This window comes from Bacillus sp. 5mfcol3.1 (assembly GCF_900114335.1).
Lineage (GTDB): Bacteria > Bacillota > Bacilli > Bacillales > Bacillaceae_G > Bacillus_A > Bacillus_A thuringiensis_S.
Map to the genome: position 1 here is coordinate 104,280 of NZ_FOST01000002.1, position 19,946 is coordinate 124,225.

The following is a 19,946-nucleotide window of genomic DNA, read 5'->3' on the forward strand; positions in this document are numbered from 1 at the left end:
GTAGGCCCAGTAATGCCAGTAGGTCCGGTGTTCCCCGTAGGGCCAGTGATGCCGGAAGGTCCGGTACTACCGGTAGGTCCACTTTCTACTAATACGATATAATCTGGAGATATATTAGGAAACCCTTGAGGTGCATCTTTTTTTACAACATAGCCGCTGCCCGTATAAGTGACAACTTGTCCTTTTTTATAGTTGGGAGCCGCTGCTAGACTGAAGGTGGTAGTACTTTGGAAACCCGCTCCGGAAGGTCCAGCATTACCAGTAGGTCCGGTGTTCCCAGTGGGTCCGGTGTTCCCAGTGGGTCCGGTGTTCCCCGTGGATCCGGTGTTCCCCGTGGGTCCGGTGTTCCCCGTGGGCCCAGTGTTTCCGTTAGAACCGCTGTTGCGCCTGCCGTCGCAACTAAAATAATTACGTGGGTACATATATGTTCTCCTTTCTATATTTTCAAAATCTAGTTTTTAAAATAGAACTACTATATATATATTATGAATTCTATAATTTTGTGTGGCAGATCGTATTTTGTGTCTAGATTTCAAAAGATAGCGGGAGGAGAATTAAGTAGTGTTAGAGCCACCATTTCTCCTGCGGAAGCAAAATAACATCCACATCAAAATTCTCTTTAAACCAATCATACATCAATGTCTCTTTTACTAAATATTCAGAGGCAGAGTGTGACACGCCAATTAGAGACATATTCGTTTCTTTTACATAATCCATAATGAGCGAGTATTTATGTCGGCCGTAATCATTGTCGATATGGCAATGGATTTCTCCTGTAATATATGCTTCAGCACCTTTTTCTTCTGCTTCCTTCATTAAAGATACAACATCGCCACATCCAGCGATAATTGCGATTTTTTTGATGGAATCATGTCGTTTACCTTCGAAGTCTGTGTAAGGAATCTGGAAGAGTTGTTTTAGATGTTTTTGGAGTGCTTCTGTTGATGTTTCATCTATTTCACAAATAAGGCCAACTGGTTCTTGTTCTGGACCTCCATATGCAAAGTCGTCCACTACAGTAGCGTTTAATGCTTTTGCAATTGAAATACTCGTTCCATGTGTTTGATGAAAATCCATTGGTACGTGACATGTATATATAGAAAGTTGTTTTTCTTTTATTCCTTGCAAATATTTTTCAGGAATTGGTATGAAACCGCGGCCTGATCTTCCAAGCGGATCACCACACTCCATTACAAGGGGATGGTGCATAAAGAGTAAATCACCAGGTGTGGATTGTGAAATGAATGTTTCAAGAACGTCATCTGTAGGGAATACAGCTAAAAATACTTTGTTTACATTTTCAGATCCGTGCATCATAAGGCCGTTAAATAAATCTACAAAATTTGCTTCAAAAAATTGTTGCCAAGGAAATTTGATAGGATCATATACGGCTGGGATAAATCGACTAAAGGCACTATCTTTCCCGTATTTTTCAATTTGAAATAAGTAATCGAGTGATTGCTCTATTTTTTTTAAGGCTGGCATGTTTAATAATCCTCCTTAAGATGATTCTTGCTTTATGAGTTGTTTGTATTCTTCGTAGCAAAATAAGAAGCGGGTAGGAAACAAATAAAACCTAGAATCCAGCCAATAGAAGGAGAATAGGGAAGTACATGCTGTAATAGCATTCCGCTAGAAATGAAGAAACTACTAAATAGACCTAATAACATAGGATATCGTTGTAGTTTGAACACAGATAGTAAACATCCTTTCTCCTGCATGAACTACTCATAAAAGCTCGATTGCTGAAACTTTATCACATACATTGTATATTAGTCTTAATTTTCTGTATATAACTTTTAAGAAAAATGGTGATACAATATATGAATGATAAGAGAAGAGAGGATGAAGATTAACATATGTACGTTACTGTAACAGAAGCAGCATATAAAAAGATTATGGATACGATTCCAAGCGAAGCGAAATATATAAAGTTATTTTATGATAATGAGGGTTGCGGTTGTGTCATGAGCGGAATCATCGATTTAGTAGCTGTAGCAGAAAAAGATGAGCGCGATGTGGATATTGAATCAAGCACAATGAATTTTATCGCTGATCGTACAAAGCTTGTATTTATGGACGATAAGTTAACGGTTGATTGGCATGAAGGTGGAGGAACTTTTCAGTTGAAGAGCCCAAGCCAGTTTTATAATCCAAATATGAAATTACACGTTCGAGTATAGTAAAGGAAATGTGAGTCCAAAATGTATTTTGGACTCACATTTTTTTATTTTATAAGTCGCTATTATTGTCGATATATTGAAAAAATCGCCGATATAAATGGAGTTGCGCTGATATATTTGGGGAATCGCCGGTATAAATGGAGTTGCGCCGATATATTCAGAAAATCGCCGATATAATTTCATTTACCAAAACGTCCCAATAGTAAAAAGATTTTTTCACATAATGAAATGTACATGTGATTGAATTTTCTGTATAATCTTCTTTGCGGAGGGGATACGCATGAGAAGATGGGGAATTGAGTTATTAATTTTAAGTGTTGTTATTATTTGGGGGATTAACTATACGATTGCAAAGTATGGATTTTTAGAATTTACAGCAATTGAATTTACTGCACTTCGTATGATGGCGGCGGCACCGCTCCTGTTACTTCTTACCTTTTTTATTGAAAAGTCGGTTTATATGGAGCGAAAGGATATACCTAGACTAATCATCGTTAGCGTTGTAGGTATTGTACTGTATCAAACGTTATTTATGGAAACTGTCAAATATACATCCGCTACAAATGCCTCTTTACTCATTTCTATTTCACCTATTTTTACAACTGTATTTGCGATTTTTCTGAAACAAGAAAATTTTTCTTCTCGAAAGTTAATCGGTTCTATGATTGCTTTTGTTGGTGCAGCATTAGTTTTAGTAGCAGGACATTCACTTACTAGTTCTTTTTATGGCAATGGAATTGGACTTATTACATCCATATGCTGGGGGCTTTATCCTGTTTTAGCAGGACCATTAATTAAAAAATATTCAGCATTACGTGTTACAGCATGGTCTGCATTAGTGGGTGCGATTCCGCTATTATTGTTAAGTGGTCCGCATGTGTTTGTCATGCCATTTCACATTACTCACGGAATGACACAATTTGCTTTACTATATTCTATTTTCTTTGTCACAGTATTTGGTCTAGTAATGTGGTATGTTGGTGTTCAAAAAATTGGGGCGTCACATACGATGGTATATATGTATATAACGCCGCTTGTAGCTGTTTTATTTGCAGCTGTCTGGGCAAATGAATATGTATCGTTTCAACAGATCATCGGTGGAATTATCATTTTTGTCGGTCTATGGTTTGTGAAATCGGAGAAAGTAAAAGTTCATTCTATTGCAGGGGAACCTATATCAAAATAGGAAAACAGATCACCTATGATCTGCTTTCCTATTTTTTTATTTTTGGTAAGAAGATGAGAAATAAGATAGCAGTAATAAGTGGGATTAAGTTTAAAAATGGAATACGGAAGAGTGTAATAAGAATAATACCTGGAAGAAGAACACCGAGGACAGCGTAAAAAATGCTATGGTTTTTCGTGTACCAATACAATGAAAGTCCGATAAGTGCAGGGATAATGAGGTGAATGAGAGCCATTAAAAAATAAATCATTAGACGCCCCCTTTATTTGTGTACTTATTACATCATATCCGTATGTTCATAGATTGATATCATTTTTTTCATAAATGGACGAAAAAAGTTTGAAAAACCGTCACAAAATATGAGAATATAATGTTTGAAATCTTGTATAATATTATTTTCTAAAAACATTTAAACAACATAAACATACTGTTTATGTTGTTTTTAATTTGAGTGAAATGGATGTAAGGAATATGAATTTGAAAGAAATTTTTTGTTGGATAGATAAGAACGAATGAAGAGAGGTACAGCATGATTAGTATGTCACTAAGATCATTTAAAATCCAATCGTATTATATACTAGGTATTTTGTTACTAGGTTGGATGTTAACACCGTTTTCAGCACACTTTTTAGGCGCTGGAATTGGGCTTATTGTAAGTATGTATTGCGTTTGGCTTTTAGGGAGAAGAATTGAGAAGCTTGGAGATAGTATTGTAAAGAAGACGAAAGCACCGACACTCGGTATGTTTAACCGTTTTGCAGCTGCCATTTTGGGTGCTATTATTATGTACGAAATTGAGCACCACATGGTTATGTGGGCATTTGCAGTAGGGATTATGGGTGGTTATTTCTTAATCGTTGTGAATTTAGGATACTATAGCATGAAAGATGAGAAAGAACTAACAAAGAGCTAAAAGAGATAAAAAGATAAAAGACTTCTTTTTAGATGGAATAGATGATCCAGCCACGAATAGAAGCGGTCAGGGCCTTTTTTAACCCCATACGATGTGAAACCCGAGAGATGTAGCGAGTAGGGATATAATGTATATATTCGAAGCTGTAATTTTATAATCTAGGTCACAGATGAAGAGATTAGCATTTCACTTTATATAAGATATAGAAAGAAGCTTACGTTTTCACGTAAGCTTCTTTTTTATGTAAGTGTGTGTAACCGTTAAGCCGCATTGGGTTTTGTCGGTGAGTACGCGAAACTTTACGGTTACACGACACTTATTCATATGAGTAAAGGGTTATTCCAACAGAAAGTTTTAATTTAAGCGATTGGACCGCCTAAGTTAATAATATCTTCAGAAACGCTTTCGAACTTTTTGAAGTTCTCTTTGAATTCATTTGCAAGCTCGATTGCTTTTGCTTTGTAAGCAGCTTTATCAGCCCAAGTTTGTTCAGGCATTAACACTTCGTCAGGTACACCTGGTACGTGAAGTGGAACTTCAAGACCGAAGATGTCATGTTTAGCTGTTTCAGTTTTTGCAAGTTCGCCGCTTAATGCTGCTTGAATCATTGCACGAGTATAACCTAAGTTCATACGTTTACCAACTCCGTACTCGCCGCCAGTCCAGCCAGTGTTTACTAGGAATACTTTCGCATCGTGTTTCTCGATTTTTTCACCAAGCATTTCAGCGTAGCGAGATGCATCAAGTGGTAAGAATGGTGAACCGAAGCAAGTTGAGAATGTAGCTTGCGGAGATGTAACGCCGCGCTCTGTTCCTGCTAGTTTACTAGTGTAACCACTTAAGAAATGATACATAGCTTGCTCTTTTGATAACTTACTGATTGGAGGCAATACGCCAGATGCATCAGCAGTTAAGAAAATAATTGTATTTGGGTGTCCAGCAACACTTGGCAGTACGATATTGTCGATCGCATGCATAGGGTATGCAGCACGAGTATTTTCTGTTAAAGTAGTATCGTTGTAGTCGGCGATACGCGTTTGGTCATTAATGATAACGTTTTCTAAAACAGATCCAAATTTGATTGCATCGAAAATTTGTGGTTCTTTCTCGTGAGAAAGGTTTACACATTTTGCATAGCAACCGCCTTCAATATTGAATACACCGTTATCAGACCAACCGTGCTCATCATCACCGATTAATTTACGGTTTGGATCAGCAGATAATGTTGTTTTACCTGTTCCAGATAAACCGAAGAATAGTGCTACGTCGCCTTCTTCACCTACGTTTGCAGAGCAATGCATAGAAAGGATATCTTGTTCAGGTAATAAGAAGTTCATAATAGAGAAGATTGATTTTTTCATTTCTCCAGCGTATTCTGTACCACCAATTAGTACGATACGTTTTTCGAATGAAACCATAATGAATGCTTCAGAGTTTGTACCGTCAACAGCTGGATCAGCTTTGAAATTCGGTGCAGAAACAATTGTGAACTCTGATTCATGAGTTGTTAATTCTTCTTCAGTTGGACGAATGAATAATTGATGTACAAATAAATTGTGCCATGCATATTCGTTAATAACTTGAATTGGTAGGCGGTAATTGCGGTCAGCGCCTGCAAATCCTTTGAAGACGAATAACTCTTCTTTTTCTTTTAAGTATTCTAAAACTTTAGTATATAATTTATTAAAATGTTCTTCAGAAATCGGTTGGTTCACAGCTCCCCAAGCAATTTTGTCAGCAACCGATGCTTCTTTCACAATAAATTTATCTTTAGGAGAACGTCCTGTATATTTTCCAGTTGAAGCAGAAACGGCACCAGTCGAAGTTAATTTCCCTTCATTTCGCATTAATACTTTTTCCACTAATTGCGGAACACTTAGTTGAATCTGTGCATTGCTTCCGTTCAATAATTCGTGTAAACCAATTTGGACATTCACAGTACTCATATTTATATACCATCCTTTTCATTTAATGAAATATTTCTCGTAATCCCCAACAAGAGTATAACACAATTATATAAATAATGTATACTATTTATTTCTTTTTGTTTGTGTGAATGCATTATTTCCCTATTAATATTTCATTTCAGGCGTATTGAGAAAAACTTTCAGGAAAATGTGAATATTAATTGACAAATGAATATCATTTCTTTAGTATAGGTTGGGACGGATACTCTCTTATCCCGAGCTGGCGGAGGGACAGGCCCGATGAAGCCCAGCAACCTCACTTGTATTGATAAATGCAGGTGAATAGGTGCTAAAACCTGTGCGAGGCTACAGGTCTCGAACGATAAGAGCGAAGGGCAAAAAGCAGTATGCAAGTAGCAAATTAAACCTTTCCTCTATGTAAAGTAGGAAAGGTTTTTCTGTATGCTTGTGTGGGAGAATAAATGTATGTCGCAGTTTGTGGCAAATTAAGGATGAGTTCCGTACAATATATACAATTACTGTAGGGAGGTTTACCACATGACAAAAAAACGTCATCTGTTCACATCTGAGTCTGTAACTGAAGGACATCCAGATAAAATTTGTGACCAAATTTCTGATTCAATTTTAGATGCGATCTTATCAAAAGACGCAAATGCACGTGTAGCTTGTGAAACAACTGTAACAACTGGTTTAGTATTGGTAGCGGGGGAAATTACGACTTCTACTTACGTAGATATTCCAAAAATCGTTCGTGAAACAATTCAAGGCATTGGTTACACACGCGCAAAATACGGATTCGATGCAGAAACTTGTGCTGTTTTAACATCTATCGATGAGCAGTCTGCTGACATCGCTATGGGTGTTGACCAAGCGCTAGAAGCACGCGAAGGTCAAATGACTGACGCTGAGATTGAGGCAATTGGTGCAGGAGACCAAGGTTTAATGTTTGGTTTCGCATGTAATGAAACACAAGAGTTAATGCCACTTCCAATCTCGCTTGCTCACAAATTAGCTCGCCGTTTAACTGAAGTACGTAAAGATGATACATTATCATACTTACGTCCAGATGGAAAAACGCAAGTTACAGTTGAGTATGATGAAAATGGTAAACCAGTACGTGTTGATACTATCGTAATTTCTACACAACATCACCCAGATGTTACATGGGAAGAAATCGATCGCGACTTAAAAGAGCACGTAATTAAAGCTGTAGTACCAGCAGAATTAATGGATGGAGAAACGAAATTCTTCATTAATCCAACTGGCCGCTTCGTAATTGGTGGACCACAAGGTGATGCTGGTTTAACAGGACGTAAAATCATCGTTGATACTTACGGTGGATACGCTCGCCATGGCGGCGGTGCATTCTCTGGTAAAGATGCAACAAAAGTTGACCGTTCTGCAGCATATGCAGCTCGTTATGTTGCGAAAAACATCGTAGCAGCTGGTCTTGCTGACAAAGCAGAAGTACAACTTGCATACGCAATCGGTGTAGCACAACCAGTATCAATTTCAGTTGATACATTCGGCACAGGTAAAGTATCTGAAGACGTACTAGTAGAACTAGTTCGTAACAACTTCGATCTTCGCCCAGCTGGTATTATTAAAATGCTAGACTTACGTCGCCCAATTTACAAACAAACAGCAGCTTACGGCCACTTCGGACGTACTGATGTAGATCTTTCATGGGAACGTACAGACAAAGCTGCAGCTTTAAAAGAGCAAGCTGGTCTATAATATATGAAAAAAAGCTTTGCGCGGTGAGCGCAAAGCTTTTTTTATTTCGTTTTACTTACAATTTGAATGCATGATTTGCAATATACTTCGCCTTCTAGCTCAATATACTTTTTCATATTAGTCATGCCACTTGCTGGAAATGGCATATGAATCCATGCCTTTTCATACGTTTGTATTTCCTTTTTACATGATTTACAAAGGATGGGTTTCTTCTGGAACATACGTGATCAACCTTTCATTTGACGTACTTTACCTGCGCAAAAGGCACTACTTAGTAAAAATAGTGTCGCGAATATAATGCTTACTAATGTAGCGTATGGAATTGCACCTTTTAAGGAAAAGCCGACAGTGATGGAAGCGATGAATAAGAGGATGAATGTTGTTGTTAATTTTTTATAAAGTTCCATACTATGTAGACCTCCAATTTATTTTTTAGTACAAGTTTTAAAATTGAATTCTATTATGTAGAAAATATAAAGAGTAACTAAAGATGTGTAGTCTAGGAGTATAAGAAAGTGCACTTTCCTTTTTGTGGGTTAGTATACTTATATTGTATCATGGCGCATGATTGGCTTCATACATAATTGTGTAAAGATATGTATGATAAAATGAAGAAAAGTCTTTAAGAAAGGAAAGATAAAAAATGAGTGTAACTGAACATAAAAAACAAGCTCCAAAAGAAGTGCGTTGCAAGATTGTTACGATTTCCGATACACGTACGGAAGAAACGGATAAGAGCGGACAACTATTACATGAATTGTTAAAAGAAGCGGGCCATACAGTAACCTCTTATGAAATTGTAAAAGATGATAAAGAAAGTATTCAGCAAGCAGTGTTAGCTGGTTATCATAAGGAAGATGTAGATGTTGTATTAACAAATGGCGGTACTGGTATTACGAAGCGTGATGTAACAATTGAAGCAGTGTCAGCTCTATTAGATAAAGAGATTGTCGGGTTTGGTGAGTTGTTCCGCATGATTAGTTATTTAGAAGATATCGGGAGCAGCGCAATGTTAAGTAGAGCGATTGGGGGTACAATTGGGCGCAAAGTAGTTTTCTCGATGCCAGGATCGAGCGGGGCGGTTCGCCTTGCGATGAATAAATTAATTTTACCGGAATTAGGCCATATTACATTTGAGCTACATCGCCAATGAGTAGGTGGGCTGGAATTGTATTAGCGGGCGGTATGTCGAGTAGATTTGGTGAGCCGAAAGCGTTAGCGAGCTGGCAAGGTAGTACTTTTATTGAGCATATTTTGAAAGAGATGACAAGTGCGCTCCAAGAAGTTGTAGTCATCAGTCATTCTGATATAAAAGAGCGAGTAGAGCAATTCGTACAAGTACCTGTTATAGAAGACATTCCGCGCTATAAAGGAAATGGACCGCTTGCCGGCATTGTATCAGGTATGGAATACATAGAAGCAGATTGGTATGCTATTATGCCTTGCGATGCGCCAAATGTTTCGCATGAATGGTTTACCATTTTACTGGAGCAAACGAGCAATGAATATGATGCGGTTGTACCTATTATTAATGGAAGAAAACAGCCGCTACTTGCAGCGTATCATAACCGCGTGAAAGAAAAGATTTATGCTTTACTTCAGGAAGAAAAAAGAAGTATGGGGCAGCTTTTATCACAATGTAATGTGAAGTATGTTTCTGGAGAAGATGTACAAGTGAATGCGGGTTGGTTTATAAATGTAAATACGAAAGAAGAATATGTGCAGGCTCAAAAAGACCTTTCAAATGAATGAAAGGTTTTTTTGATATACAGAATTGGGGAACAATTGCTGTATAAAGGTATGTGAGTAAGTTGATTTTAAGGGGAATTCTTAAAATCATTATACAGCAAAAACACTGTATAACCATATATTAATTTTTATGGGTTTTTATTACAAGTCTGTTTAGTTATGTTTATTTTTGCTATAATGAATATGGAAATAAATGATATTTCACCTTATGTATCATTCATTCAACTAAAATTTACAAGTGTGTAATAAACTCCCTTCGTTTTTTGAAGGGAGTTTTTCTGTTCAAGCAAGTAACTCTGATGCGGTATGCTGAAGGACTTCTTCATACTGGTTAAGTAAGCCGCGAAAGATCTCATCCCAGCTTTTTGATTTTGCAAAAGATGAAGCTGCTATTCCCATCTGCTCAAGTTTTTCTTCATTTTGCAATAAAGAATAAATGGATGATAGAAATGCATCCTCATTTTTAGGGGGACAAAGAATTCCCGTTTTTCCATCTGTAATAATATTTTTAACCCCGCCACTATTTGCACCAATGACAGGTGTGCCACATGCGAGTGATTCAAGTACGACATTTCCGAATGTTTCAGTAGCTGATGGAAATACCATTATGTTAGAACAAGCATATGCTTCAGCTAAATCTGCACTTTGTAAATAGCCAGTAAAAGTGACATTTGTTTGTGGAACAGCTTCACGCAAATTTGTTGCTAGAGGTCCGTCTCCTGCGATGAGCCAATGAATGTCGTTTCGAGTATGCGATGTTTTAACGATAAGGTTTTGCAACGTATCAATATCTTTTTCAGGAGCAATTCGTCCTACATAGGAAAGAACGTACTTCGCTGTAATATTATATTTTTTTCGGAATAGGTCTGTATTGTAAGCTGGATGAAAGAGTGTGCAATCTACACCACGTCCCCAAATGGAGAGGGCCTGAAAGCCTTTATTTTTTAATTGATGTAATGTTTCAGAGGAGGGAACAAAATTTTTTTGCATATGACTATGAAACCATTTTAAATAGTTCCAAAGCATATTGGAGAGAAATTCAATTTTGTAATAGCGTAAATACGCATCGAAATCAGTATGATAAGAACCGACAACTGGGATGTTTAACTTTTTGGCGTAATACAGTCCACAAAGTCCCATGTTGAAAGGTGTGGCAATGTGAATAATGTCAGGTTTAAAGGAATGAAGTTCCCGTTTAATACGCGGAGTAGGAAAAGAAAAGCGACATTCTGGATATAATATTGTTAACGGGATACTTCTCATCTTGTTCACATTAGCTACGAAATTATCTTCAGCTGTATGCTGAGGGGCGAAAACAGAATAGGCGATCTGTTCTTTCTGAAAGTAACTTGTTAATCGTTCTAACGTTTTCGCAACCCCGTTAACTTGTGGCGTAAAAGTATCGGTAAAAATGGCGACTCTCATCATATCACTCCTTTATGTGAAAAGTGGGATGAATTGATAAAAAGAGATGATGCCAGAGCAAGTGCCAAGGCACATGCCGACGAACACATCTGACGGATAGTGAAGTCCTAAATAAATACGTGAAATACCGACGCATAATGCTAACGGTAATAGGAAAGCAAGTAAGCTTGGATTATAGCAAATAAATGGAATGAAGACAGAGAAAACGGCTGTTGTATGACCAGACGGGAAAGAGTGGTCTTTTAATGGATGGACTGGATATTTCGCATCCTGAATTGTTAAATAAGGACGTTTTCGTGGATACCACCTTTTTAATATTTGTACAGGAATATGGCTAATTGCTAAAGAAATAGCAGTAGCGATTGCTGCTTGGTGTAAAGTCCCTTTTGCAAAAATTAAAAAGAAAAGTGTAAGTGCAATGGAGAAAGTAGCACCACCGATATGGGTAATATTGCTGAAAAAGATATTTAATGTTTTTTGATCAAAGTAGCGATTAATTCCTTTAAAAATGTAACATTCTATTTTATATAATCCACTGACCTTCATGAAAATTCTCCTCCCTCGTTTACATATATATGGAGATATTAGCTTTTATTTTAATAAGATTTTGTTGAGGGAGTAATAATGTTTTGTAAAGAAAAAGTTAGTTTTTATATAAAAAAGCTGCCAGTATTATGGCAGCAGTAAAATCATTTTTGTAGTGATTTATAATATTGACCTTTTTCAACATACTGCGTACGAATACGCTCCATATCTTTACGGTCTTCTTCTGTTAATTCACGAATGACTTTCGCGGGACGACCGAAAGCTAACGTGTTTGGTGGAATTTTCTTTCCTTGTGAAACGAGGCTTCCAGCGCCGATAAAAGCTCCTTCACCAATTTCAGCACCATCTAATATAATGGATCCCATTCCAATTAAAGCATCCTTTTTAATATGGCAGCTATGTAAAATAACTTGATGCCCAACTGTAACATCATCTTCTAAAATAAGAGGATATTGAGGGCTTTGGTGGAGTGTACATTGGTCTTGTACATTTACTCGGTCTCCAATTATTGTTGGTGACACATCACCACGGATGACTGTATTAAACCAAATACTTGATTCCTCGCCAACGGAAACGTCGCCTGTAATCGTAACATAGTCAGCGATAAAAGCACTACTCGCAATTTTCGGATTTTTTTCTTTGTAAGGATATATCATGTAAAGTCTTCCTTTCCTAGAGACTAGTTTTAGTGTATCAAATTATGAGAAAGAGTGAAATGGAGGAGGTCCGTATGTGGAATTATGAAGCAGAGGAAGCAAAAGCTGTCATTGTTATCGTGCACGGCGCAATGGAATATCACGGACGTTACGAAGCCGTTGCGGAAATGTGGAATCACATCGGCTACCACGTCGTGATGGGGGATCTTCCATCACATGGAACAACTTCAAGAAATAGAGGACATATTGATTCATTTGATGAATACATAGAGGAAGTTAAATTATGGGTGAAAGAAGCAAGAAAGTATAGGTTACCTATTTTTCTATTCGGTCATAGTATGGGTGGTCTTATCGTCATTCGTATGATGCAAGAAACGAAGAGAGAAGATGTAGAGGGTATTATTTTGAGTTCGCCTTGTTTAGGGGTAGTGACTGGACCCTCTGCTCCGCTTCAATTTGCTTCAAAAATATTAAATGTTGTGGCTCCAAAATTGCAATTTGCAACGAATCTTACGGTGGAAATGTCAACAAGGAATCATGAAGTGAGAGATGCAATGGAGAATGATTCATTGTTCTTGCGCAAAGTATCAGTACGTTGGTATAGTGAATTGATTAAGTCTATCGAAATTGCTCATAAAAAAATAGACGATTTTCCAGACGTTCCGCTCTTGCTAATGCAAGCATGTGAGGATAAACTTGTAGATAAAACACGTGTCCGCATGTGGTTTGATAATGTTAAAATAGGTGATAAGGCATATAAAGAATGGCCGAATTGTTATCACGAGTTATTAAATGAGTATGAGCGTGATGAAATTTTGAATTATATTCAGTCATTTACTGAAATACATGTCAATAATATAGTAAAAACAAACAAATAAATCATTATTTGTACATTTAATAGAGGAGATGAAGGAAGAAGTGAACGTACCGAGTAATCCCATAACGCTCATGGCGAAAGTATACCGTGATGTGTTTCCGGTTGTACACCATGAGCTAGCGATGTGGAAAGAGCGTGCCTACCATATTCCGAATGATGAGCTTCATAGTCAGGCAATCGCAAGTATTGAGCATAAAACGTTTCATTGTGAGGGTGGTGGCATTTTATCGCTGCTAGCAAATGAACACCGAGAGGAATGTATTCGTTTTATCGTAGCGTATCAAACAATCAGTGACTATTTAGATAATTTATGTGATCGCAGTACATCACTTGATCCAAATGATTTTGCCGCGCTACATGAATCAATGTTAATGGCACTATCACCTGAAGTGGAAGGTGGCGGTAATTATTATCGTTACCGTGATGATCAAGATGATGGTGGTTATTTAGATGAACTTGTTGAAACGTGCCAAGATGTTTTAAAGAAAACGAAGCACTATGACAAAATCGCTCCTGTTCTCCATGAACTTGCTTGTTATTATTGTGATTTACAAATTCATAAACACGTGAAGTTAGAAGAGAGAGAACCGCGCCTGAAAACATGGTTTGAAGCACATAAAGAAAACTTACCTGAGATGAGCTGGTTTGAATTTTCAGCATGTGCCGGTTCTACGCTTGGAATTTTCTGCCTTGTAGCATATGCATTTCATGATGAATTACATGATGAAGATATTGCGAAAATTAGACAAGGATACTTTCCTTACGTACAAGGACTTCATATCTTACTTGATTATTTCATCGATCAAGAAGAAGACCGCATAGGCGGAGATTTGAATTTCTGTAGTTATTATGAAAACGAGCAAGCTATATTAGATCGTATGAAACACTTTGTAGAAGAAGCAGAGAAGAGCATTGGTGATTTGCCTCATGCGAAGTTTCATCGTCTTATAAGCCGAGGATTACTTGGTATTTATTTATCAGATCAAAAAGTATCAGCACAAAAGAATATGCACAAAATGGCACGGCGCATTGTAAAGTACGGAGGCCTCACTTCAAGATTCTTCTATTGGAACGGGAAGATGTACCGAAAGAAAATGGCGCAGTGATGAAGAAAACCACTCATGTAGAGTGGTTTTCTTTTTATTATGATCGTATTTTTGAAAATACATATATGAGAAGTTCAATCGCAAAAATAACTAAAACAGATAGTCCGAATAAAGGCATGACAGCGCCTAATATAACCATCATGATAAAGAAAACGAGTACGCTTTTCTTATCTCTTTGCTTTGGAGGTGCTGCTAATTTTCCTTTTGGCTTTCTTGCTAACCACATTTTTACTCCGTAATAAATAAGAAGTAATAGAGATAATGTCGTTAGTAAGCATAATATTTTATTTGGCCATCCGAATAAATGTCCTTCGTGAAGTGGGATACCGTAAGTGAACCATTGTGCAAGTAATCCATAATCACGATAGTCCGTTTTTGAAATGAGTTCCCCGCTATATTGATCAAAGTAAGCTGTTATCTCTTCACTTGGTGCAACATGCATCCCTGTAATACCAGAACCGCTCGATTTCGAAACAGTGAATACACCTTTCGGATCAGCTGGTAGTGAAATAACATATGGCTTCTTTATTTCAATTCCTTTTTGTAATTCATCGACAGAAATTGCTTTCGGTTCATTTGAATTCGATTCAGGAGGAGCTTCTTTTCTTGTTGCCCACGGCAATTCTTTTACCTTTGATTCAGGCGGTGCCATGTACAATTTTGGATATCCGAGTGATTCATTAGAAGATGCAATTTTATAAATTTGGTTCCCCATAAATCCTGACCATGGCAATCCAGATGCGATTAGCAGAAAGAGAGGAATTGTAAATATAATACCGATAATAGAATGACGTCTTTTTGCCTTTTCTCGCTTATTGGATGATGGTGTGTTTTTGAATTGGCGTATACTCATGTACAATCCGGTTACAATTAAAAAGATTGTCCAGCATGCTGCAAGTTCTACAGTATAGTTGACGACAGTGCCACCAACTAAAAGAGAACTATGTAATTCCCTCATTATATTGGCAAACGTTTCACTTGCGTTTTGATCCCCAACAATTTGATTATTACTATCTAAATACACATATTTTTGTTGCCCAGTATACTCATTTGCAATCGTAAGTCTCGTATTATAATCCCCATTAAACTCACTAATTTTCGCCACGCTATAATGTGGATATTTTTTCTCTGTTAAGGAAATAGAATCAGCCATCGAAATAGATTCTGTTTGAGCGCTCTTTCCAAAATATAAATCTTTATAGATGAAATCTTCAACTTCCTCCCGAAATAAATACCCAATTCCGCTCAGTGACAAAGTAATAAGAAGCGGCGTAATAAAAAGTCCAGCATAAAAATGCCAACGCCAAAAAATGTAATGAAGCGAACGATTTTGTTTCATACTTTCAGTTCCCCTAACCTTCCCTATATGAATAACTACTTATTTAATATAGCGAGATTAAGTGTGATTACTTTGAAAGAATTGTGAAGAAAGTTAAAAGTTTTTAGGGTTTTCAACGTTTATAAATGTTTCTTCTTATTTGATAAATACATTTCAACAACCGCTTCAGCAAGATATTGAGAGGAATCAACAAAATCCTCATTCGCCACCACATTCAAATCGGTACACGCGATAATTGCAGTATCTACTTCATCTCTCAGTTGTAAAACGAGCGCATTCCACAATTCGCGAGCTTCTTCAATCTCTCCAGATTTAATGTAAGTAATAATTTGATTAATGCTTTCCTGCCATTTTTCATGATGAATGTATTCTATATTACGCTTTGCAATCCCATCTTGGTAAATCCTAGCTTGAACAGTTGCTTCTGTTGCGAGAAGAGCGACTCTTTTTGTATTTTCAGGAATTGCTTGTAACGTTTCATCGACTATATTTAAAATCGGGATAGAAAGCGAACGCTGTAATTCTTCAAAATAAAGATGCGCCGTATTACACGGCATAGCAATAAAGCTTGCGCCAGTACTTTCAAGTTTTTGTGCTCCGTCAATAATTGCTTTTTTCATCGCTTCGTGATCAATAGGGCGATCCATGTAAAACGGTGTTGGGCACGAGTAAATCATCATATGAGGAAAGTCCATATCATACTTTGCTCCGTATATTGTTTGGCACCTTGCTACAACTGTATCGACGAATGGTCCAGTTGATTTTGGACCCATTCCTGCTAGTATTCCGATCATTGTTTCGTCTCCTTTAAGAATGTATATATCCATTATATAGGAGAATAAAAAAAGACGTGCAGTGAATGCACGTCTTTTTTTGTTATGTTTTGTCGAACAATCGATATATCCGAGAAATCGTTGATATATTGTAAGTTATGATAGATATATCGAAAAAATCGTTGATATATCCCGAGTTACGATAGATATAATTGAAAAATCGTTGATATATTATCGTTTCTCAATCGCCACAATAAATGGCGGGTTGTTTTGTTGGTTAATGAAGCCGTATTGCAGTACGTGTGCTTGTTTTTGGTCTAATTCTTCGGCAAATTTAAGTACAGCGTCGCGTTCTACTTGTCCTTCTGGATGTCCGTGGTAAATGACAAGGACGATGATACCTTCAGGCGCCATTACTTCTAATAATTGCTCGATCGCCGAGATTGTTGAGTTCGGTTTTGTGACGATATGTTTGTCTCCGCCAGGAAGGTAACCTAAGTTGAAAATTGCACCTGTTATTTTTCCTTGTGCGTCTTCCGGTAATACGGATAGAAGTGTATCGTGACTATCGTGAACTAAAACAGTACGTTCGAAAAGTTTTTTTTCTTTTAGACGAGTTGTTGAGCTTTCAATCGCCTCTTTTTGAATATCAAATCCAAATACTTTTCCGTTATCTCCAACGATTTCAGCTAGGAAGCAAGTGTCATGGCCGTTTCCTAAAGTTGCATCTACAGCGTAATCGCCTTCTTTTACTGCCGTTTGCAGAAGCGAGCGAGCAAACGGTAATACACGTTCTAATTTCATTTTTGTTTCTCCTCATTTGCATATTTTCCTTGCCAGCTTCCGCGGCGTACAAATTCTGCATCGATGGAATTTAATACTTCCCATTTATTTAAGCTCCACATTGGACCGATCATTAAATCAGGCGGACCGTCACCTGTGATGCGGTGCACAATTACGTCTTCTGGAATAATTTCAAGTTGGTCAACAACGAGGCTTACGTAATCCTCAAGAGAAAGGAATTCGAGTTGTCCTTTTTCATATTGCTTCACCATTGGCGTTCCTTTTAATAAATGAAGTAAGTGGATTTTAATTCCTTGTACGTCAAGCTTCGCTACTTCACGTGCTGTTTCCATCATCATGTCGTAATCTTCAAGTGGAAGGCCGTTAATAATATGAGAACAAACTCGAATGCCGTGCTTACGTAATTTATTTACACCTTCCACATAAGACGGATAATCGTGAGCGCGATTAATAAGATTTGCAGTACGTTCATGAACAGTCTGTAGTCCGAGTTCAACCCAAAGGTAAGTGCGTTTATTTAAGTCCGCTAAATATTCAACAACATCGTCCGGTAAACAATCTGGACGAGTCGCAATAGAAAGACCGACAACGTCTTTTTCTGCTAGAAGCGGTTCGAATTTTTCTTTTAACACTTCAAGTGGTGCATGTGTATTTGTGTACGCCTGGAAATAAGCGATACATTTTCCGTCTTTCCACTTTGAGCGCATTTTTTCTTTCATTTCATGATATTGCGTTATAACATCATCGCGGCGATCGCCAGCGAAGTCACCAGATCCAGCAGCACTGCAAAATGTACAACCGCCATAAGCAACTGTACCGTCACGGTTCGGGCAATCGAAGCCAGCATCTAATGAAACTTTAAAGATTTTTTCACCAAATTCATTTCGTAAATGATAATTCCATGTATGATAACGTTTATTGTCGTTTGTATATGGAAAAGGGTTTTGAACCTTCATTACTTTCCCTCCTAAGCCGAGTCAAAATAACACAAAATCCATTATAACATACTCATAAGGTTCATAAGGAAGGGACACACTAAAGGGGAATTGAAGCAAGGAGGGACAATTATGGCAGAGCGTCAATCACTTGAATCGTATATTACACAAGCGGAACAAGCGGTGGAATATGCGAAAGAACAATTAGATCAAGGTATGAGACAAGAGCATTATAATACGATGGAGTATTCGGATGCGCAGTTGCAATTAGAACAAGCATATAACGATTTACAAACGATGCAACAACATGCGAATGATGAGCAACGTGAGCAATTAAATAGAGCACGTATGGCAATTCGCCAATTGCAACATCAAATGATTATTACACCGCACTAATAAGGAGTGAATGTAATGGCGAAACGTTCAGATCAAAATAACCCAGAGCAAAAAACACAAAATGGACATAACGCTGAGTTTTCGAATGAACTTGATCCGATTGTTCAAGTAAAACAGCGTAATAGTAAAAAAGGACAACCTCAAAAGTCGAAACAATCAGAGTAGACCAGGTCGCAATATGACCTGGTTTTATTTTGCTATATGACAATAATGTAAGATTTATGTAAGGTTTGTCGATAGTTGCGAGCAGCTTTCTCCAGTAGAGTAAGGAAGGATTAAGTTTTATACAAGGAGTTGCTTTATGGGGAACAATATTACAAACAAGCGAATTGATGAGTTAGATTACATTCGTGGCTTTGCACTACTGGGAATTATTTTAGTAAATATTCTCGCATTACTTAACATTAAAATTCCAGATCCTAATACAGTGGATGCTAGCTATCAAAGATTTTTATACTTATTTGTAGAAGGTCGTTTCTTCTCAATCTTCTCATTCTTATTTGGAGTGGGATTCTATATCTTTATTTCAAGAGCGATTGCGAAAGGGAAAAATGGCTATGTTTTATTTTTACGTCGCTTAGTAGCATTATTTATTTTTGGTTTAATTCATCAAATGTTTCAGCCTGGAGAAGCACTAGCGTTATACGCAATTTGTGGGTTAATCGTTTTACCGTTTTATAAAGCGAAAAAAGAAGTGAATGTAGTAATTGGTCTTATTCTTACGGTAGCTTTTAGTATTATGGCAGCTAAGGAATTATTACCATTAGGGTTAATTTTATTAGGTCTTGCTGCGGGGCAGTATAAAGTATTTGAAAATCTTTCAGCAAAAATTAAACAAGTCGCTATTTTTACAGGAATTATGTTTGTTTTAAGTGTTGTCGCGTTATGGTATCAATATGGACACGTTCCTGCCGAACCATTTGTAAATATGATGCTCATGAATGAGGATGGAACAGTGGACGCTGCAGGTCAATTCTTAAAAATTGGCATTACAGTTGGACCAATTATTTCAGCTTTCTATGTAGGAGCATTAATTTTATTACTTCAGTTAAAACCAGTTCAAACATTATTAGCACCATTGAAATACTACGGTCGTATGGCTTTAACAAATTATATCGGACAAACTGCAATGATTTTAATCGCAGGAAGTGTATTTAACTTTGCAGGAAATTTAACTTATATGCAGACGTTATATGTATGTATTGCAATTTACGCAATTCAAATTGTATGTAGCGTAATTTGGATGAAAATCTTTAAAATGGGTCCATTAGAATGGATTTGGCGTGTTATTACGTACTGGACGGTAACACCTTTAAAGAAATAAAGAGAGAAGTGGGCTGTTCCTTTTGTGGAGCAGCCCATTTTTTATTTTCAGCTTTTGTAGTTGCGCCGA

Annotated in this window: 24 protein-coding genes, 1 pseudogene and 1 riboswitch; of the genes and pseudogenes, 11 read left to right on the forward strand and 14 right to left on the reverse strand. The window is 37.2% G+C overall.

Annotated features, from left to right (window positions below):
- The 3 genes and pseudogenes from BM089_RS31490 to BM089_RS31050 all read right to left on the reverse strand — a co-directional run.
- Positions 1-422: pseudogene (locus tag BM089_RS31490) on the reverse strand (collagen-like protein); the annotation flags it as partial.
- Between the two features lie 142 nt (positions 423-564).
- Complete coding sequence (locus BM089_RS09685; RefSeq protein WP_088338487.1) at positions 565-1,485, reverse strand: Nif3-like dinuclear metal center hexameric protein; 921 nt, start codon at positions 1,483-1,485, stop codon at positions 565-567.
- A gap of 32 nt (positions 1,486-1,517) precedes the next feature.
- Positions 1,518-1,694 (reverse strand): hypothetical protein, encoded by a 177-nt coding sequence (locus BM089_RS31050; protein WP_090976837.1) that lies wholly within the window; start codon positions 1,692-1,694, stop codon positions 1,518-1,520.
- A 165-nt stretch (positions 1,695-1,859) separates the two neighbouring features.
- Here BM089_RS31050 and BM089_RS09695 point away from each other — a divergent pair, with 165 nt between their 5' ends.
- Positions 1,860-2,183, forward strand: coding sequence for an iron-sulfur cluster biosynthesis family protein (locus BM089_RS09695; RefSeq protein WP_000289570.1), 324 nt, complete (start codon positions 1,860-1,862; stop codon positions 2,181-2,183).
- Positions 2,184-2,463: 280 nt separating this feature from the next.
- Positions 2,464-3,369: a DMT family transporter gene (locus BM089_RS09705; protein ID WP_053563509.1), complete on the forward strand. Its 906-nt coding sequence runs from the start codon at positions 2,464-2,466 to the stop codon at positions 3,367-3,369.
- A 28-nt stretch (positions 3,370-3,397) separates the two neighbouring features.
- Here BM089_RS09705 and BM089_RS09710 read toward each other — a convergent pair whose 3' ends face one another.
- Positions 3,398-3,619 carry a hypothetical protein gene (locus tag BM089_RS09710; protein WP_000639042.1) on the reverse strand — a complete coding sequence of 74 codons (222 nt, stop codon included), beginning with the start codon at positions 3,617-3,619 and terminating at the stop codon, positions 3,398-3,400.
- 279 nt (positions 3,620-3,898) lie between these two features.
- Between BM089_RS09710 and BM089_RS09715 the strand changes: the two genes are divergently transcribed.
- Positions 3,899-4,282, forward strand: coding sequence for an ATP synthase subunit I (locus tag BM089_RS09715; RefSeq protein WP_000624926.1), 384 nt, complete (start codon positions 3,899-3,901; stop codon positions 4,280-4,282).
- Between the two features lie 359 nt (positions 4,283-4,641).
- Here the strand turns inward: BM089_RS09715 and pckA are convergent, their stop codons facing one another.
- Positions 4,642-6,228: a phosphoenolpyruvate carboxykinase (ATP) gene (pckA, locus tag BM089_RS09720; RefSeq protein ID WP_053563510.1), complete on the reverse strand. Its 1,587-nt coding sequence runs from the start codon at positions 6,226-6,228 to the stop codon at positions 4,642-4,644.
- Positions 6,229-6,456: 228 nt separating this feature from the next.
- Positions 6,457-6,578: riboswitch (SAM riboswitch) on the forward strand.
- Between the two features lie 169 nt (positions 6,579-6,747).
- Between pckA and metK the strand changes: the two genes are divergently transcribed.
- Positions 6,748-7,947: a methionine adenosyltransferase gene (gene metK, locus BM089_RS09730; protein ID WP_000163117.1), complete on the forward strand. Its 1,200-nt coding sequence runs from the start codon at positions 6,748-6,750 to the stop codon at positions 7,945-7,947.
- Between the two features lie 41 nt (positions 7,948-7,988).
- Here metK and BM089_RS09735 read toward each other — a convergent pair whose 3' ends face one another.
- Both BM089_RS09735 and BM089_RS09740 read right to left on the reverse strand, forming a co-directional pair.
- Positions 7,989-8,168, reverse strand: coding sequence for a hypothetical protein (locus tag BM089_RS09735; RefSeq protein WP_090976839.1), 180 nt, complete (start codon positions 8,166-8,168; stop codon positions 7,989-7,991).
- Between the two features lie 6 nt (positions 8,169-8,174).
- Complete coding sequence (locus BM089_RS09740; protein WP_000424799.1) at positions 8,175-8,354, reverse strand: hypothetical protein; 180 nt, start codon at positions 8,352-8,354, stop codon at positions 8,175-8,177.
- A gap of 236 nt (positions 8,355-8,590) precedes the next feature.
- Between BM089_RS09740 and BM089_RS09745 the strand changes: the two genes are divergently transcribed.
- Positions 8,591-9,100: a MogA/MoaB family molybdenum cofactor biosynthesis protein gene (locus BM089_RS09745; RefSeq protein WP_000117130.1), complete on the forward strand. Its 510-nt coding sequence runs from the start codon at positions 8,591-8,593 to the stop codon at positions 9,098-9,100.
- On the forward strand, positions 9,097-9,699 hold the full coding sequence (locus BM089_RS09750; protein ID WP_090976841.1) for a molybdenum cofactor guanylyltransferase: 603 nt from the start codon (positions 9,097-9,099) through the stop codon (positions 9,697-9,699). Before BM089_RS09745 ends, BM089_RS09750 begins: the two co-directional genes overlap by 4 nt.
- Before the next feature lie 279 nt (positions 9,700-9,978).
- Here BM089_RS09750 and BM089_RS09755 read toward each other — a convergent pair whose 3' ends face one another.
- The 3 genes from BM089_RS09755 to BM089_RS09765 all read right to left on the reverse strand — a co-directional run bounded on the left by BM089_RS09755 (position 9,979) and on the right by BM089_RS09765 (position 12,323).
- Complete coding sequence (locus BM089_RS09755) at positions 9,979-11,121, reverse strand: glycosyltransferase family 4 protein (RefSeq protein WP_001261652.1); 1,143 nt, start codon at positions 11,119-11,121, stop codon at positions 9,979-9,981.
- Positions 11,122-11,133: 12 nt separating this feature from the next.
- Complete coding sequence (locus tag BM089_RS09760; protein ID WP_000868582.1) at positions 11,134-11,667, reverse strand: phosphatase PAP2 family protein; 534 nt, start codon at positions 11,665-11,667, stop codon at positions 11,134-11,136.
- Positions 11,668-11,810: 143 nt separating this feature from the next.
- On the reverse strand, positions 11,811-12,323 hold the full coding sequence (locus tag BM089_RS09765; protein ID WP_000640208.1) for a gamma carbonic anhydrase: 513 nt from the start codon (positions 12,321-12,323) through the stop codon (positions 11,811-11,813).
- Between the two features lie 74 nt (positions 12,324-12,397).
- Here BM089_RS09765 and BM089_RS09770 point away from each other — a divergent pair, with 74 nt between their 5' ends.
- A complete protein-coding gene (locus BM089_RS09770; RefSeq protein WP_025118653.1) occupies positions 12,398-13,201 on the forward strand; it encodes an alpha/beta hydrolase in 804 nt (267 codons plus the stop codon).
- 40 nt (positions 13,202-13,241) lie between these two features.
- The gene (locus BM089_RS09775) at positions 13,242-14,306 is read left to right on the forward strand and encodes a tetraprenyl-beta-curcumene synthase family protein (RefSeq protein ID WP_001102475.1); all 1,065 of its coding nucleotides are present in this window, start codon (positions 13,242-13,244) and stop codon (positions 14,304-14,306) included.
- 37 nt (positions 14,307-14,343) lie between these two features.
- Here BM089_RS09775 and BM089_RS09780 read toward each other — a convergent pair whose 3' ends face one another.
- The 4 genes from BM089_RS09780 to BM089_RS09795 form a co-directional block, all read right to left on the reverse strand.
- Positions 14,344-15,645: a PepSY-associated TM helix domain-containing protein gene (locus BM089_RS09780; RefSeq protein WP_025118654.1), complete on the reverse strand. Its 1,302-nt coding sequence runs from the start codon at positions 15,643-15,645 to the stop codon at positions 14,344-14,346.
- A 119-nt stretch (positions 15,646-15,764) separates the two neighbouring features.
- On the reverse strand, positions 15,765-16,439 hold the full coding sequence (locus tag BM089_RS09785; RefSeq protein WP_090976843.1) for an aspartate/glutamate racemase family protein: 675 nt from the start codon (positions 16,437-16,439) through the stop codon (positions 15,765-15,767).
- A gap of 210 nt (positions 16,440-16,649) precedes the next feature.
- Complete coding sequence (locus tag BM089_RS09790; RefSeq protein ID WP_090976844.1) at positions 16,650-17,222, reverse strand: tRNA 5-(aminomethyl)-2-thiouridylate-methyltransferase MnmM; 573 nt, start codon at positions 17,220-17,222, stop codon at positions 16,650-16,652.
- Positions 17,219-18,178, reverse strand: a complete 960-nt coding sequence (locus tag BM089_RS09795) for a tRNA modification radical SAM protein MnmL/YtqA (RefSeq protein ID WP_000868033.1) — start codon at positions 18,176-18,178, stop codon at positions 17,219-17,221. Before BM089_RS09795 ends, BM089_RS09790 begins: the two co-directional genes overlap by 4 nt.
- Positions 18,179-18,289: 111 nt before the next feature.
- Between BM089_RS09795 and BM089_RS09800 the strand changes: the two genes are divergently transcribed.
- From BM089_RS09800 to BM089_RS09810, 3 genes are all read left to right on the forward strand, one after another.
- Positions 18,290-18,553 carry a YtzC family protein gene (locus BM089_RS09800; protein ID WP_000840869.1) on the forward strand — a complete coding sequence of 88 codons (264 nt, stop codon included), beginning with the start codon at positions 18,290-18,292 and terminating at the stop codon, positions 18,551-18,553.
- A gap of 15 nt (positions 18,554-18,568) precedes the next feature.
- On the forward strand, positions 18,569-18,718 hold the full coding sequence (locus tag BM089_RS09805) for a hypothetical protein (protein ID WP_001129340.1): 150 nt from the start codon (positions 18,569-18,571) through the stop codon (positions 18,716-18,718).
- A gap of 136 nt (positions 18,719-18,854) precedes the next feature.
- Positions 18,855-19,877: a DUF418 domain-containing protein gene (locus tag BM089_RS09810; protein ID WP_090976846.1), complete on the forward strand. Its 1,023-nt coding sequence runs from the start codon at positions 18,855-18,857 to the stop codon at positions 19,875-19,877.
- Positions 19,878-19,946 lie beyond the last annotated feature (69 nt).